Source organism: Pseudonocardia sp. TMWB2A (genome assembly GCF_017312135.1).
In genome coordinates this window covers 109,247-123,934 of record NZ_QKQY01000001.1, presented here as the reverse complement: position 1 = coordinate 123,934, position 14,688 = coordinate 109,247, and the positions used below count along the sequence as shown (strand labels likewise).

The 14,688-nt window shown below is 58.7% G+C and carries 13 protein-coding genes; 7 read left to right on the top strand and 6 right to left on the bottom strand.

Features of this window, described 5'->3' with window-relative positions; genetic code table 11:
- Positions 1-102: 102 nt before the first annotated feature.
- From DMP17_RS00620 to DMP17_RS00605, 4 genes are all read right to left on the bottom strand, one after another.
- Positions 103-828 carry an SPOR domain-containing protein gene (locus tag DMP17_RS00620; protein WP_337827148.1) on the bottom strand — a complete coding sequence of 242 codons (726 nt, stop codon included), beginning with the start codon at positions 826-828 and terminating at the stop codon, positions 103-105.
- Positions 828-2,555 carry an arginine--tRNA ligase gene (argS, locus tag DMP17_RS00615; protein WP_337827147.1) on the bottom strand — a complete coding sequence of 576 codons (1,728 nt, stop codon included), beginning with the start codon at positions 2,553-2,555 and terminating at the stop codon, positions 828-830. Before argS ends, DMP17_RS00620 begins: the two co-directional genes overlap by 1 nt.
- A gap of 116 nt (positions 2,556-2,671) precedes the next feature.
- Positions 2,672-4,486, bottom strand: a complete 1,815-nt coding sequence (locus DMP17_RS00610; protein ID WP_337827146.1) for a vWA domain-containing protein — start codon at positions 4,484-4,486, stop codon at positions 2,672-2,674.
- Between the two features lie 131 nt (positions 4,487-4,617).
- On the bottom strand, positions 4,618-5,289 hold the full coding sequence (locus DMP17_RS00605) for a hypothetical protein (RefSeq protein ID WP_337827145.1): 672 nt from the start codon (positions 5,287-5,289) through the stop codon (positions 4,618-4,620).
- Positions 5,290-5,417: 128 nt separating this feature from the next.
- On the opposite strand from DMP17_RS00605, the gene ispH reads away from it, so the two are divergent.
- From ispH to DMP17_RS00580, 5 genes are all read left to right on the top strand, one after another.
- Positions 5,418-6,416 (top strand): 4-hydroxy-3-methylbut-2-enyl diphosphate reductase, encoded by a 999-nt coding sequence (ispH, locus tag DMP17_RS00600; protein WP_337827144.1) that lies wholly within the window; start codon positions 5,418-5,420, stop codon positions 6,414-6,416.
- 158 nt (positions 6,417-6,574) lie between these two features.
- On the top strand, positions 6,575-7,540 hold the full coding sequence (gene thrB, locus DMP17_RS00595; RefSeq protein ID WP_337827143.1) for a homoserine kinase: 966 nt from the start codon (positions 6,575-6,577) through the stop codon (positions 7,538-7,540).
- Positions 7,537-8,034: a ribonuclease HI gene (gene rnhA, locus DMP17_RS00590; protein ID WP_337827142.1), complete on the top strand. Its 498-nt coding sequence runs from the start codon at positions 7,537-7,539 to the stop codon at positions 8,032-8,034. The genes thrB and rnhA overlap by 4 nt, the downstream gene beginning before the upstream one ends.
- A gap of 125 nt (positions 8,035-8,159) precedes the next feature.
- Complete coding sequence (locus tag DMP17_RS00585) at positions 8,160-10,229, top strand: hypothetical protein (protein ID WP_337827141.1); 2,070 nt, start codon at positions 8,160-8,162, stop codon at positions 10,227-10,229.
- Positions 10,230-10,261: 32 nt separating this feature from the next.
- Positions 10,262-10,990, top strand: coding sequence for a DUF3142 domain-containing protein (locus DMP17_RS00580; RefSeq protein WP_337827140.1), 729 nt, complete (start codon positions 10,262-10,264; stop codon positions 10,988-10,990).
- Here DMP17_RS00580 and DMP17_RS00575 read toward each other — a convergent pair.
- Positions 10,985-12,118 (bottom strand): NAD(P)/FAD-dependent oxidoreductase, encoded by a 1,134-nt coding sequence (locus DMP17_RS00575; protein ID WP_337827139.1) that lies wholly within the window; start codon positions 12,116-12,118, stop codon positions 10,985-10,987. The genes DMP17_RS00580 and DMP17_RS00575 overlap by 6 nt on opposite strands.
- Positions 12,119-12,121: 3 nt before the next feature.
- A complete protein-coding gene (locus DMP17_RS00570) occupies positions 12,122-13,129 on the bottom strand; it encodes an alpha/beta hydrolase (protein ID WP_337827138.1) in 1,008 nt (335 codons plus the stop codon).
- On the opposite strand from DMP17_RS00570, the gene DMP17_RS00565 reads away from it, so the two are divergent.
- Both DMP17_RS00565 and cpaB read left to right on the top strand, forming a co-directional pair.
- A complete protein-coding gene (locus DMP17_RS00565; RefSeq protein WP_337827137.1) occupies positions 13,128-13,601 on the top strand; it encodes an A24 family peptidase in 474 nt (157 codons plus the stop codon). The two genes, DMP17_RS00570 and DMP17_RS00565, sit on opposite strands and share 2 nt — an antisense overlap.
- A 46-nt stretch (positions 13,602-13,647) precedes the next feature.
- Positions 13,648-14,688, top strand: coding sequence for a Flp pilus assembly protein CpaB (cpaB, locus tag DMP17_RS00560; protein ID WP_337827136.1), 1,041 nt, complete (start codon positions 13,648-13,650; stop codon positions 14,686-14,688).

Genomic DNA, 14,688 nt, shown 5'->3' with positions numbered 1-14,688 from the left:
CTCAACACCAAGTTATCACCATAAACAAAAGGGCGACCTCCGCAAAGCGGGGCTCGCCCTTTTCGTCGCGATTTTGGCAGTTTATACGGACCTGTTGCGCAATTAGCGCACTACCATGCAATTTTCCCCCGCAGCCGCCATTTTGGTGCAAATGTCGGAAGCCTGCGCATTATTCGCGACCGCTGCGCGCAGACGATAGACGGTGCCGCCGCCGACGCTTGCCGCGGTCACACTATGTTTGGCTCCCGACAGGAAGCGGAAACGCTTGGCCATATCGGCCCATGCTTTGTTGGCAACCGCTTCCGAATTGAACGCGCCAAGCTGGACCATCGCGCTGCCCGCCGCCGGGACGGTGTTTTGCGCCGGAAGATCTGGCGGCGGCGTGGTGGTGGTGCCGACCTTGGCAGGCGCGGCAGGCAAAGCGCCCGACCCTATGCCGGGCGCTGCCGTCTTGGCATTGGCCGGGGTTTCGGGGGCTTTGGTAAGGTCAATCTTGCCTGCAACCTCGCCGCCCTGGCTGGTCTTATAGCTCGCATCGCCTTCGCCCTGGAATTGTTTGGCGCCCGGTTCGGACGGCGCAACCTTATAATCCCCGTCGGCCGCGGCGATCAGTTCGCCTTCGCCATTGGTATTGTTGCGGTCCTGAAGCCACCAGATCGCGCCGACCAGCAAAGCAAGCGCGGCAAGCCCGCCCAACACCAAGCCGATCAGCCTTCCCGGCGACACCGCCGCTTCATCTTCGCTCGCGTCCACCGCTTCCAACCAAGGCAGCCGATCCTCTTCTTCCAGCGCCAGCGTATCTGTTCCCACCTGTTCCTGTTCGCTCATCACTGCATCTCCTCGACGGCCTTAACCCCCATTAAAGACAGGCCATTCCGGATAACTTGCCCTATTCCTTCGGTTAAGAAAAGCCTGCTGGAAGTGGCGACCGGGTCATTAACCACCACCATACGCAGCTCAGGCCGGTCATTGCCCATATTATAGAGGCTGTGAAAGGCCGCTGCGAGGTCGTTCAGATAGAAAGCGACTCGGTGCGGTTCGCGATTCGCGGCGGCCGAATCGACAATGCGCGGAAATTGCGCGGCAAGTTTGACGAGCGCCAGTTCCTCTTCGTTCAGGCGGGCAAGGTCCATCGCCGACAGGTCAATGCCTTCGGCCCCAGCCTTGCGCCGAAGCGAACAGATGCGCGCATGGGCATATTGCACATAGAAAACCGGATTATCCTTGGAGGCTTCCACCACCCTGGCAAAGTCGAAATCCATTTGCGCGTCAGCCTTGCGGGTAAGCATGGTGAAGCGCACCACATCCTTGCCGACTTCGTTGACGACATCGGCGAGCGTTACGAAATTGCCCGCGCGTTTCGACATTTTAACCGGCTCGCCATCGCGCAGCAGCCGCACCATCTGGACCAGTTTCACGTCAAAGCGCGTCTTGCCGCCGGTGAGCGCGGCCACGGCGGCTTGGATACGCTTGACCGTTCCTGCATGGTCCGCACCCCAAATGTCGATCAGTTCATCCGATTGCTGCGCTTTCTGGTAGTGATAAGCCAAGTCCGCGCCGAAATAGGTCCAGCTACCATCCGATTTCTTGATCGGGCGGTCTTGGTCATCGCCATAGTTGGACGAGCGGAACAGCGGCAGTTCCACAGGCTCCCAATCTTCGGGCGTTTCGCCCTTGGGGGCTTCTAGCACGCCATCATAAACAAGGTCATGCTCGCGCAACCATTTTTCGGCGGCTTCGGGTTTACCCGCAGCCTGCAATTCAGCTTCGGACGAAAACAGGTCATGCTCGATGCCGAGCAGTTTCAAATCCGCCTTAATCATGACAAGCATCGCTGCGACGGCGGCCTTGCGGAACAAAGCCAGCCATTCGCTTTCCGGCGCGGACACATATTGGCCGCCATATTCCTTGGCGAGCGCCGCGCCGACCGGCTTTAGATAATCGCCGGGATAAAGGCCTTCGGGAATGTCGCCAATCGCTTCGCCCAGCGCCTCGCGATAACGCAGATGCGCCGAACGGGCGAGGACATCGACCTGTCCGCCTGCATCATTGACATAATATTCGCGCGTCACCTTATGGCCGATGGCTTCGAGCAAGGTCGCGAGCGCATCGCCCACCACCGCGCCGCGGCAATGGCCCATATGCATGGGGCCGGTCGGATTGGCCGACACATATTCGACATTGACCGACACGCCCTTGCCCTTGTCGGACCGGCCATAAGCATCACCAAGCGCATGGATTTGCTCCAGCTCTCCGGTCCAGCTTGCGGGCACAAGACGCATATTGATGAAGCCGGGTCCGGCAATATCGACGCTTGCCACCTCGTCGATTTTCTCAAGTTCCGCCTTGACCGCTTCGGCGAGCGCGCGCGGGTTGGTCCCTGCCCCCTTGGCCAGCACCATCGCGGCATTGGTCGCAAGGTCGCCATGACTGGCGTCACGCGGCGGCTCGACCGTCACATTGCCGCGCGGCAATCCGGCAGGCAGCGTCCCCGCCGCTTCCAGCGCATCCAGCACCGCATTGATATGATCTGCAAAACGAACATAGAGGGTCACGGTACGGAATCCATTAACAGGCTAAAGTGGCAAAAAAAGTGGCAGCGCGAAGCTGCCACTTCAAACATGGCGCGCTTTATATGAAATGGCTCGTCAGGAAAAGAGGCGTAGTGCTCTCAATCGCTAGCGTCTTCTGCCTTAACCATATCCAGAATACCCAAGCCGTCTTGGGTGATAAGCGTAAGCCGGTTGCCATTCGCATAATAAGCGAACCGTAGTTTATCGTCGGGCAATATGATTTCTTTGTCGTTGATCACAAATGCCTGATCTACATCCGTTTTTCCGTGGCGCTCTTTCTTGAACAAGGTTGTCATCCGGTTCGAATTATCAAATGTCACACGATCTCCGCGATAGACATCTTCAAGGCCAACCACTTTTGTCACCGTCCAGTTTCCCAGCACGCCCATGTGCCGCATCCCCTTGGGCAACTCCCCGGCAAATCCCGCAAAATAGGCCGCTTTGGTGTGGAGGCTATTGACCAACTCCTGTTCTTTACGCAGTTCGGGCAAGCCAGCGCCATCAAGACGCTGTTTCAAACCCGCAAGCTGTGCATAGGCACCCCTCCGGTCACTTTTTGTATGAAACCGCTGCATCGCGTCGGTCAATGTAACATATTCGTCCACCAGCATATGGGCGAGGGTCATACCCTTGTCAGGAGAGGCAGCAACGTCACGCACGACAATATTGGTAGCACCCGGTTTGCCATCGGTTGCGCGTATGTAACGCATAGATGCCGCCATCAAAGCTTGCCCCTCCAAAGGACTGGCCGGCAAATGTTCGCGCGCATCCGCTCGTTCTAAGCCGACATAAATCCCGCCACTATTTGAGGACAGGAAAGCAGTGGGCACCGTGACTTCAATCGCGCCGTCCTTCCCCTCCTCCATAACTTCGGCAGGAACACCAAACACGCCGGAGATTTTATATCCTGTGTGCGGTTCAAGGCGGATCACCATATCGTAAGCGACTTCGCTCACCATATTGCTGAACTCTTTAGAGAAAATATCATTCGCCTGTTTGCGATTGGCAACAAAGAAAAGATTGCCGCCCCGTACGCTCGAAATTTTACTCGCCAGAGCGCCATCATATTGAACGCCAACACCGATTGTCGTTAAGCCGACACCCTTGACCGAAGCCTCACGTGCCATACCCATAAAGCTTGCAGTGTCGGTCGCACCCACATTGGGTTGCTCGTCCGTAAACAGCATCACACGTGTCTTGCCTTTGAAGCTCGCGGCTTCGGCAAGCGCCGTCTGATACCCTATTGCCAGCCCCTCTTCCATATTGGTGGAACCATCAATTTTGATAGAATCAATGGCTGCTAACAGCATATCGCGATTGCCATGCACATTTGTCGCCGGAAGATGCACCAGCGAGTGCGTACCATAAATTACCAACGCGAGCCGATCACTATCCCGAAGCTGGGATACCATCTGACGTAGTCCGGTTTTGACATGGTCCATGGGGGTGCCTTGCATGGAGCCAGAACGGTCAATCACGGCAACAACGCTAAGCGGCTGGCGTTGCAGACTGGATGCATCAATATTGCTACCAAATCCGATGCCGACAAAATAGCGGTCGTCTGGTCGCAAGGGAATGGCCGCATTCATCGCCTGACCTGTGAGACAGAAATATTGCGCGCATTTGGCAGTGCCTGCCATTGCAAGGTCATGTTCGCCGAACAAACCCTCGACCGTCAGAGAATCTAAAGATGGCAACCCATCCGAATCAAAACTCGCCTGACGGAAATGGCTAATATCCTGCGCACCGCCCTGGCGCACCGCTGTAACGACTATATTATCATATGCTTCTTGATCTTCGGGCGGGTCTGAAGCCTGTGCCATGCCAGCACATGGCATAATGGCCAACAACGCCATACCGGTTGTCATGACAAGAGACCGAAATGACCGGTCTGATTTCATATAGTCGCGCATTTGCTCTCTCCCTCCCAAAGGCGATGCCGCCTTTTCGGCGGAGTCGCCTTGCCTGTCGTGAGAGCAACTATATCTTATTGAGGTATGTTTTAAATCGAAATGATAGGCATTCCCGTTACGGTATAAAAACCCTATCGCGTGGCGTTATATTGAAGCTGGTCGTTGGTCAGCTGGAAACCGATGAGCAGTTCGAAGCTCGCCTTGGCGAGCGCTTCGCGCACTTCGGGATCCGACATCGGATCGAGCGCGGCATCGGCATCGCCTGCTTTGCGTTTGCGGGTGATTTTTTCGCGGATTTCTGCCGGAAGGGTTGCCGCATTGCGATCAACAAAGGCCGCAGCCTTGGCGGATGCCTGCGCGCGGGTTTGTCCTTCGGCAAAGTTGAGCGTCACTTGGCCCAACCGCTTGGCGACCACGGCGGTACCGCCCTGCATCACGGTGGAAAAATAAGGGAGCGTGACCTGACGCGCGGGGCCTGCTTCGCGACGGGTGGCCAGTACATCAAAGGTCGCAACACTGTAAATCTGTTCGCCCTGATCGTTGCATGCCGGGCGCACATTGGTGATCGAGGCAGTCACATCAATCGCGCGCGAATCCTTGCTGCCTGCCGGATTGAACAGGGTCACATCGCCCGTATAGAGCGGAACGCCGACCGCCGGACAGGCCGAACGCGACGCGGTAATGCCGACGCCCGATTGAATATCAATCTCGCCGGTGCGCGCGCAGCCCGCCAATGCAAGCGTTACCGCCGCGATCGCAAGCGCCTTGGCAACGGGGGAATATTTCTGCTGGAATTGCGGCATGGCGGGTATCATATCCTTAGCAACTGGCTTTTATGTCTGGCGCTTCTTATCCGGCGAGGGGGATGCGCGCAACTTTAGACTTTGGGCATTAGACTTTGTATTCGACACTAGCTAAAGCGCGAGGCGACATGACTGCACCGTTAACATCTCCCGAAACGGCCCCCGAAACCACGGGGCAATCCGGCCTTCCGCCGCTCAAATTGCTGATCGCAGCGCCGCGCGGCTTTTGCGCCGGGGTCGACCGCGCCATCACCATTGTCGAACTCGCGCTCGAAAAATATGGCGCGCCTGTCTATGTGCGCCATGAAATCGTGCATAATAAATATGTCGTTGATGCGCTCAAACAAAAGGGCGCGATCTTTGTCGAGACATTGGGCGAAGTGCCGGACGATGTGCCGGTGGTGTTCAGCGCGCATGGCGTCCCCAAAGCGGTGCCCGCCAAAGCCGAAGCGCGCGGGCTTTTCTATCTCGATGCGACCTGCCCGCTTGTCTCCAAGGTCCACCGCCAAGCCGAACGCAATGTCGAAGCGGGCCGCCATATCATCTTTGTCGGCCATGCAGGCCATCCCGAAGTCATCGGCACGATGGGGCAGGTTCCCGAAGGCAAGATGACGCTGGTGGAAACGGTCGAGGATGTCGAAGCCTTGACGCCGCAAGACCCTGACAATCTTGCCTTCCTCACCCAGACCACCTTGTCGGTCGATGATACCGCCGCGATCGTCACCGCGCTGCAACAGCGTTTTCCGACAATCATCGGCCCCAAGGGCGAGGATATTTGCTACGCCACATCGAACCGTCAGGCGGCGGTCAAGGCGATTGCCGCCGAATGTGAGGTGGTGTTGGTGATCGGCGCGCCCAATAGCTCCAATTCGGTGCGCCTGCGCGAATGTGCCGAACGCGAAGGCGCGCGCGCATATCTCATCCAACGCGGCGACGAGATTGATTTTGACTGGCTCGCCAATGTGACGACCCTGGGTCTGACGGCTGGCGCATCGGCGCCCGAAATTTTGGTGCGCGAGGTCATCGACCAAATTGCCACCCGCTTCACCGTCACCGAAGAAACGGTCGAAACCGCGCAGGAAAAGATGATCTTCAAACTCCCGCGCAGCCTGACCGAAGACGCATGAGCATTTCTGTTTGCAGTAATGCTACCGAAATCCTCCCCTGCAAGGGGAGGTGGCGCGCCGCAGGCGTGACGGAGGGGTATCCCGCTCCCCTGAGGGCAACACCCCGCCACCACCCGGCTGATGCCGGGCGGTCCCCCTCCCCTTGCAGGGAAGGATAAATGGCCGTCTATACCCATGTCAGCGCCGAGGAGATGGCGCAGTTTTTGACGCTCTATGATGCGGGCGAATTGCGCGTGGCCAAGGGCATCGCCGAGGGCGTCGAGAATAGCAATTATCTCATCGAAACCACGGCCAACCGCTTCATCCTCACCCTTTATGAAAAGCGGGTCGAGGAAGCAGACCTGCCCTTCTTCATTGCGCTGCTTGACCATCTGGGCGCGAAGGGATGCAAGGTGCCGCGCTTTATCGCCGACCGCAAAGGCGTGCGCTTGCAGCAATTGGCGGGCCGCCCCGCCTGCCTGATCGAATTTCTGTCGGGCGTGTCGGTCACCGAACCGACGCCCGCACAATGCCGTGCAGCGGGCGAAGCTTTGGGCGAACTCCACCGCGCGGCGGCTGATTTCCGGATGGAGCGCCCCAATACGCTCGGCCCGACAGGTTGGCGCACTTTGCTCGCCGACATAGGCAGCGGCTTTGACAGCATCGCCACAGGATTGGGCGACAAGGTCCATGCCGCCGCCGCCGCGATTTTCAGCCAATGGCCCGATAAGCTTGCCACCAGCATCATCCATGCCGATCTTTTCCCCGACAATGTTCTGTCGGTCGGCGATGCTGTTACGGGGCTTATCGACTTTTATTTCGCCTGCACCGACATTCGCGCCTATGATCTGGCTGTCACGCATGGAAGCTGGTGCTTCAGCCATGATGGCAGCGTCTTTTACCCCGAACGCGCCGCGGCTTTGGTCGCAGGCTATGAAGCCGCGCATGGGCTGACCGATGCCGAACGCGCTGCCCTCCCCATCCTGTGCCAAGGCGCGGCGTTACGCTTTCTGCTCACGCGCGCTTATGACTGGATCAACACGCCGCCCGATGCGCTTGTCATGCGCAAAGACCCGCTCGCTTATATGCGCAGGCTCGATACCTATCGCAGCCTCACTCCCGCCGAATTGTTCGGCGCGGCATGAGCGAAACACCGGTCAAGCGCCCGCACGTCACCATCGCCACCGATGGGGCGTGCAAGGGCAATCCCGGCCCCGGCGGTTGGGGCGCGGTCATCCGTTTTGGCCTGCACGAAAAATGCCTTTCCGGCTCGGCCCCTGACACCACCAATAACCGCATGGAGTTGCAGGCCGCGATTTCCGCGCTCAATGCGCTCACCAAGCCATGCGATGTGACGCTTTCGACCGATAGCGTCTATGTGCGCGACGGCATCACCAAATGGATTTTCGGCTGGCAGAAAAATGGCTGGAAAAACGCGTCCAAAAAACCGGTCGCTAATGCCGATTTATGGCAGGACTTGCTGAAAGCCGTGCGCCCGCACCGCATTACATGGGAATGGGTCAAGGGCCATGCCGGTCATCCCGACAATGAAATTGCCGATAAACTAGCCTCCGACGCCGCCATTGCGTTGCAACGCGGCGAAACGAACGCAGGGGAAAACATCGCTCCGCATTCGTAAAATATCGACAAAGTCGATTGACGCCCCGTTATGTGTTCGCAATGTTGATGATAGGGTCATACGATACGCGAACAGGGAGAGAGATGATGCGTAACGGAGTGATAAGCCTATCGTCCATCGCCGCTATGGCTGTGCTGGGCTGGAGCAGCGATGCCAAGGCCAGTGCCGACGGCGGCTGCATGACCGACTGGATCGTCAGCACGGCCGGTTTTAACGGCTGCAATAATTCCCCCGCGCTCCAACCTGGCAATGACACGCGCGCCAATATGCTGCTGATGCTGCTCGATAATCACAAGGTCGCGCCTTCGAGCGGTAAGCTGGTCATCGCCAAAGATGATTATGACGCCGCGCCGTTCAGCCCGTTTCAACCTTGGTTTGAAACCGTGCGCTATTATCTTCCGCAAACCCCGCCGCAACGCTATGGGCGCGGCTCGCGCTGCCAGAGCGACGAGAGCGGTAGCGCCGCCTTCGTCCGCGCGGTCAATGGCGCGCGCGGCATTAGTGCAGGCGAACGCAGCGCACTCGTCTCCGCGCGCACCGCGATGAAGGCGGATTGCAGCGGAGCTGGCACCTCGGGCACGCCGATGGACCAACTCTCCGCTAGCCTCACCAGCGCGGAAGGCAAGGCGTTCGGTGCTTATTTGCAAGGGGCGCTCGCTTTTTATGATGGCCGTCAGGAGGAAGCGCAAAGCCAATTTGCCGCCGCCGCCAAGGGCCGTGATGCGTGGTTGAAGGACGCAAGCCAATATATGATCGCCCGCGCGGCGCTCAATGAAGCGCAGGACGGGCTATATGACAAATATGGCTATCGCGACAGGGAGGTGGCGCTCGACAATGCCAAGCTCAAAACCGCAGAAAATGCGTTTAACGCCTATATCAAAAATAATCCGCGCGGGGCTTATGCCGCCTCGGCGCGCGGATTGTTGCGGCGCGTTTATTGGCTTGGCGGCGATTTCCCCAAGCTGGAAAATGAATATGCGCGGCTGATAGCCGACCCTAATCAGGACATCGCCAGCCTTGCGGAAGAAATCGACCTTAAATATCTGTCGGGCGCAAAGAGCAGCAAAAATCCGTTGCTGGTTGCGACGATGGACCTCGCACGGATGCGCAGCGGCGGCGAATTTGGGGGGCCGGAAAGCTGTTGCAGCAAGCCGCTAGGGGCCGAAGAATTGGCGGGGCAAGCGGATATATTCCGTAATCACGGGGCCTTGTTCGATTATCTCAAAGCCGCCCACGCTTATTATGTCGGCAATAATCCGCGCGCGGTGTTGCAGATGATCCCCGATGCGGCACGGCAGAAAGAATTTAGCCATGTACAGTTTGCGCGGCAAATGCTGCGCGGCGAAGCATTGGAGGCGGTCAAGGACCGCAACGCGCGTGGCTTCTGGCTGGAAATGCTACCCGGCGCAAAATCGGAAAACCAGCGGTGGTTGCTCGAACTGGCCATCGCCAATCATGACGAAAAGCAAGGCCAGTTGGCGCGCGTGTTCGCCAAGGATTCGCCGGTTAGAAACAAGATTATCCGCCGTATCCTGCTGACCCGTTCCGCCGATGCGCCGTTGCTGCGCCAACAAGCGCGCAGCGCAACCGCCCCGCAAGAGGAGCGCGATGTCGCGCTCTACACCTTGCTCCAGAAGGAATTGAAGAGCGGGGCCTATAAGAATTTCCTGACCGATCTCGAACTGGTGCAAGCGCCCCCGTTAAAGCCTGATTCGGATTCGGGATATTTCTATCTTTATGGTGACAAGCCCACCGTGCCGCTCGGAATATTCCGGTCCACAGTGAGCAATGCCATCTATCCTTGTCCCGATATCAAGGCGGTCGCGACGATCCTTGCCGCCAATCCCAATAATGCCAAGGGGCAGATTTGCTTTGCCGAATTTTCGCGCGTTTATCTGGAGGGCGGATGGGATAAGGAACGCGCCAAGGATGAGCTTGGCTCTACCCCCTCCCCGCTTGATGCGCGGCCCTATTCGCGGCTTGCGGTGTTCCAGCGGTTGATCGGGGATCGCACGGTGCGCGGCAATGACCGGGCCATGGCATTGAACCTGGCGGTGCGCTGTTTTGAAACGAGCGGCTATAATCATTGCGGCGATCAGGAAATCCCGCAGGCGCAACGTAAAAACTGGTTCCAGCAGCTAAAGCGCGAATTTCCGAACAACCGGATCGCAACATCGCTGAATTATTATTGGTAAAAAGGCTTTCCGCTTTGCCGCGCCGGTTAGCGGTGCTCACGCGCCTCTCGCTCGGTGTCGCGCTGTTGGCGAGCATCGGCGGGTGTGAGCGTGAGGCTGCGCGCACGGTCTGCGCGCCCGTGGATGCTGCGCATTATGACGCCTTCTGGCTCTGGGCGGGCGTGAAGCCACAGCCGGTCTTGGAGCAGGCCAAGCGGCTCTATATATTAGAGGCCGAGGTGGTCGGCCGCCCCGGACGGCTCGCCGCCCAACGCGAAGCTGCGCCCCGGCTTGGCACACTTCCGGTATTTCTCGTCATCCGTGTTGAAACGCTCGATTGGGTGCCAGAGGTTGAAGCACAAATATTGTCCGCCATCACCGCGTGGGAGCGCAACGGCACCCGTGTCGCAGGCCTGCAAATCGACTTTGACGCGCGCACGAGGCAGCTGGACCGCTATGCCGGGTTTTTGAAATCCTTACGCGAACGGCTGCCGCGCCGCTATGCACTCAGTGTCACCGGCCTGCTCGACTGGAGCGCCAATGCGGATTCGCAAAGCCTCAACGCGCTGGGGCAAGTGGTCGATGAAGTGGTGCTGCAAACCTATCAAGGCCGTGCGACGGTGGCAGGCTATGACCAATATCTCGACCGGCTGAAACGGCTCCATGTCCCCTTCCGGTTGGGATTGGTGCAAGGCGGCGACTGGTGCGCGCGGCCCGACATCGCCGAAAATCCGGCCTTCAAAGGCTATGTCGTGTTTCTGCTCAATTCGCGCGGCTCATAGGTCAAAGCGATCCGGCGAAAATTGCGCAGGGTCGGCATCCACCTTGAGCGCCGCGTGAAGCGCATTGTCGCGCTCACCTGCCAGCAAACGTCCGGCGATGGCGGCAATCGCGGGCGCTGTCATAATGCCATAGCCGCCCTGTCCTGCCAGCCAGAAAAAGTTCGGCACCAGCGGGTCCGCGCCGATTACCGGCAGACGGTCCGGGGCAAAGGTGCGCAAGCCCGCCCATTTCCGCTCGACCGCCGCAATCGGCCAATCAACGACATGCTCAAGCCGGTCGATGGCGATGGCGACGTCCAGCTCTTCCGGCGACACATCGCGCGGTTCGTCGGGGATTTCATCATGCGGTGACAGCCAGATTTTGCCGTTCGATTCGCCCTTGAAGTAAAATTCGCCATTCACATCAATGACGAGCGGCAGTTCGGACGGGGTTTCGGCATTGACCCGGACTTGCAACAAGGTGCGGCGGTAGGGGGTGAGATTGACCGGCGCGACCGCAGCCATGCGCGCAATCTCGTCGGCCCAGGCGCCTGCGGCATTGACGAGCATAGCCGCCGTCACGCTCCCGCCGTCCGTTTCGAGCAGCCAGTTGCCATCGCTCTGCCGCGCTGCCGACCGGAGCCTTGCGCGCGTGCGGATGTCGACGCCATTTTTGCGCGCATGACGCAGATAAGCGGCATGAAGCCCCGCCACATCAATATCCGCGCAGCTTGGTTCTGCAATGCCGTGGTTCCAGCCCGCGCGCAGACCCGGCACGATGTTTTCCAAAGCCGCGCGGTCCAGATCAACCATCTCGACCCCGCTCGCGGCGAAATCGGTGCGGAATTGGTCGAGCGCGGGCATATCAGTGTCACGCCCCAAGGTCACCGCATGGCGCGGCAACAAAAAGCCCTGTTCGGCAAAAGCCGCATCAGGCGCGGCCAGAAAATCGGAGGAACCGGTAATCAACGGCTGCACCTGGGGGCCGCCATAGCTTTCATGCCAAAACGCCGCCGACCGGCCGGTTGTGTGATATCCGGGCGTGTCTTCCGCTTCGAGCAGCAGGATGGTCTTGCCCGACCCTGCCAGTTCCGCAGCCACACTCGCCCCCGCCATTCCGGCGCCGACAATCACAATATCAAAATGCATTTTTTATCCTTTTGCGCCCGCTTCGGCTTGGGCGAGAAAATCATCAATACGGGTCAAGGCATCGTCGCGCACGGCATCTGCCTCGCGCAATATTTCATGCGCACTTTCTCTCCCATATTCATGATGCCGCGCATGTTTAAGAAGCTGCGAGGCGTGGCGAATCGCCTTTGGATCAACAAGTTTGTCATCGTTCGTCGACAGGATAAGCATAGGCGTGTCAATATTTGACAGGAATTGCGGCGCGGCAACTTTGATCATCGAACGATAGGCCGCCTCGATCCATTGCCAGCTTGCGGGCCCGGTCCTGAGCGTGGAATCTTGCGCCCACCAATATTGTTCATCGGCATAGCGTTCCGCGCTTTTGGTGAGCAAGGTGCTGCGATACTCCTCGCTCTGGCCCGGCTTTTCACTATAGCGCCAGCCCGCACGGTCAGGGGCCATGATCCTGGTCATCGCATGGGCGACCCGCTGCCCCAGCGCATTGGGCACGAAATTCTTGAAGCCCAGCATCGGCGCTATCAGCACCACGCCATCGGGTGCAATCCGCTTTTCACCGAGCGCGCGCAGGATAATCTGCCCGCCCATGCTGTGGGCCATGACGATATGCGGCCCCGGCGTGCGCGCGGCCCAATCGGCATAATAATAAGCAAGGTCATCGACCCAGATCGAAAAGTCGCTGATATGGCCAAGGCTGTCCCCGGAGGAAAGCCGCCCCGATCCACCCTGCCCGCGCCAGTCGAACGCTTCGACATGCCATCCAGCGCGGTGCCAATGGTCGAAACTTTCAAGATATTTTTCAAAAAAATCGCCGCGCCCACCCTGGAATAATATCGACCCGCGCGCAGCGGGGCCAGCGGCGGATTCGCGGAAACGGCGGACTTCCCATCCATCGGCGAGCGGCACTTTATCTATTTGCGCCGTATCGGGAATCGAGCGGCGAACGGTCTGGTCAGCTTTCATGGCGATATGGTTACGCTTTAGTAAGTCATAGCGATTAAGACTCATCGCCATGGGTGGAAATTATTTCATTTTTGCGTTCGTCGGACTGCTCGTGGCCATGATGTTGGCCGCGGCAATCAGTGACATCCGGCATCGTATCATAACCAACCGGCTCAATGCTGCAATCGCCTTATTGGCGGTGCCATACTGGTTTGCGCTTGGCCTCGACCTCTGGCCCGATATGGCGTTGCAGGTCGGCGTGGCACTGGCCTGTTTTGCGGTGTTCGCGATTCCGTTTGCGATGGGCAAGATGGGCGGCGGCGATGTGAAGTTCATCACCGCGCTCGCCTTATGGTTCCCGCCGGGCATGGTGCTACCGTTCCTGATTGTGATGTCGCTCGCCGGTGCGGTGCTGACGTTGGTCATGATCGTCCATGAGCGCGTCAAGCATGGTGGTTGGAACCCCAAAGTCCCTTATGGCGTCTCTATCGCCTTGGCCGGATTTTGGGTTCTTCACCAACAATATATTAACCAGTTTGTGTGAAAAGGGGTGCGCGATCGGTTGATCCGCATGTGAGGGCAAAATCGTCATGGATAGAAAAAAAATTCTGCTGGTTGTCGGAGCGTTGCTGTTTGCCGCGCTGATGGCCTTTGGAGTCAATATTGCATTGCGGGGGGCAACTGCGCCGCAAGTGCAGGCGGCTGTCGCGCCAAAGATTGAAGGCCCGATGGTCATGGTCGCCACGCGCCCGCTGGCCGTCGGCACCATTATCACGCCGGAGATGGTCCGTTTCCAGCCTTGGCCCAACGAACTCATGGAAAGCGCCTATTTCGTCAAGGACCAGACGGATGTGAACGCGCTGGTGGGTTCGGTCGTGCGCAATGCGCTGACCGCTGGCGAACCTGTCACACAAGGCTCGCTTGTGAAGCCCGGCGAGCGCGGCTTCCTTGCCGCCGCCCTTGGTGCAGGGATGCGCGCGGTCACTATCAAGGTGGATATTGACACCGGTGTTGCCGGTTTCATCTTCCCCGGCGACCGTGTCGACCTTGTCATGTCTTCGGAACTTGATGCCGAAAATGGCGGCGACAAGCGCAAATTTGTCGCGAGCGAAACCATCATCCGCAATATCCGTGTGCTGGCGACCGACCAGCGCACCGACAGCAAGAATGAAGAAGGCAAGGACGAGGTGAAAACCTTTGCCACGGTCACGCTGGAAGCAACGCCGGTGATTGCCGAAAAAATTGCCGTCGCCGAACGGATTGGCCGCCTGTCGCTGTCGCTGCGTTCGCTTGCCGATACGCAAGCCGAACTGGAGCGCGCCATTGCCACGGGTGAAATCAAGATGCCCAAGGACGCCGACGCCAAAGTCGAACGTGAACTTATCGACCAGCTTGCTCAGCGTCCGATCGACAAGGGCGCAACCGCGACCACAGGCGGGCAGGTTTCGCGTTACCAGCGCACCGTCTTGCCGACGCCGCGCCCGACGGAGGCCGCCGCAGCCAGCGCGCCCGCACAATTTGTTCAGGCAGGCCGCGCCGATTCGGCATCGGGTGTCACCGTCCATCGGGGTCCGACTGTCCGCATTATCCGGGGTGACCAGGTCACCGAAACACCGGTTGGGGGAAATTGA

Excerpts from the sequence above, each read along its gene's own strand:
- DMP17_RS00565 (WP_337827137.1), top strand. The coding sequence starts at position 13,128 with ATGGGTGGAAATTATTTCATTTTTGCGTTCGTCGGACTGCTCGTGGCC.
- cpaB (WP_337827136.1), top strand. The coding sequence starts at position 13,648 with ATGGATAGAAAAAAAATTCTGCTGGTTGTCGGAGCGTTGCTGTTTGCC.
- DMP17_RS00585 (WP_337827141.1), top strand. The coding sequence starts at position 8,160 with ATGGCTGTGCTGGGCTGGAGCAGCGATGCCAAGGCCAGTGCCGACGGC.
- DMP17_RS00610 (WP_337827146.1), bottom strand. The coding sequence starts at position 4,486 with ATGCGCGACTATATGAAATCAGACCGGTCATTTCGGTCTCTTGTCATG.
- DMP17_RS00575 (WP_337827139.1), bottom strand. The coding sequence starts at position 12,118 with ATGCATTTTGATATTGTGATTGTCGGCGCCGGAATGGCGGGGGCGAGT.
- DMP17_RS00620 (WP_337827148.1), bottom strand. The coding sequence starts at position 828 with ATGAGCGAACAGGAACAGGTGGGAACAGATACGCTGGCGCTGGAAGAA.
- ispH (WP_337827144.1), top strand. The coding sequence starts at position 5,418 with ATGACTGCACCGTTAACATCTCCCGAAACGGCCCCCGAAACCACGGGG.
- DMP17_RS00605 (WP_337827145.1), bottom strand. The coding sequence starts at position 5,289 with ATGCCGCAATTCCAGCAGAAATATTCCCCCGTTGCCAAGGCGCTTGCG.
- DMP17_RS00570 (WP_337827138.1), bottom strand. The coding sequence starts at position 13,129 with ATGGCGATGAGTCTTAATCGCTATGACTTACTAAAGCGTAACCATATC.
- thrB (WP_337827143.1), top strand. The coding sequence starts at position 6,575 with ATGGCCGTCTATACCCATGTCAGCGCCGAGGAGATGGCGCAGTTTTTG.
- rnhA (WP_337827142.1), top strand. The coding sequence starts at position 7,537 with ATGAGCGAAACACCGGTCAAGCGCCCGCACGTCACCATCGCCACCGAT.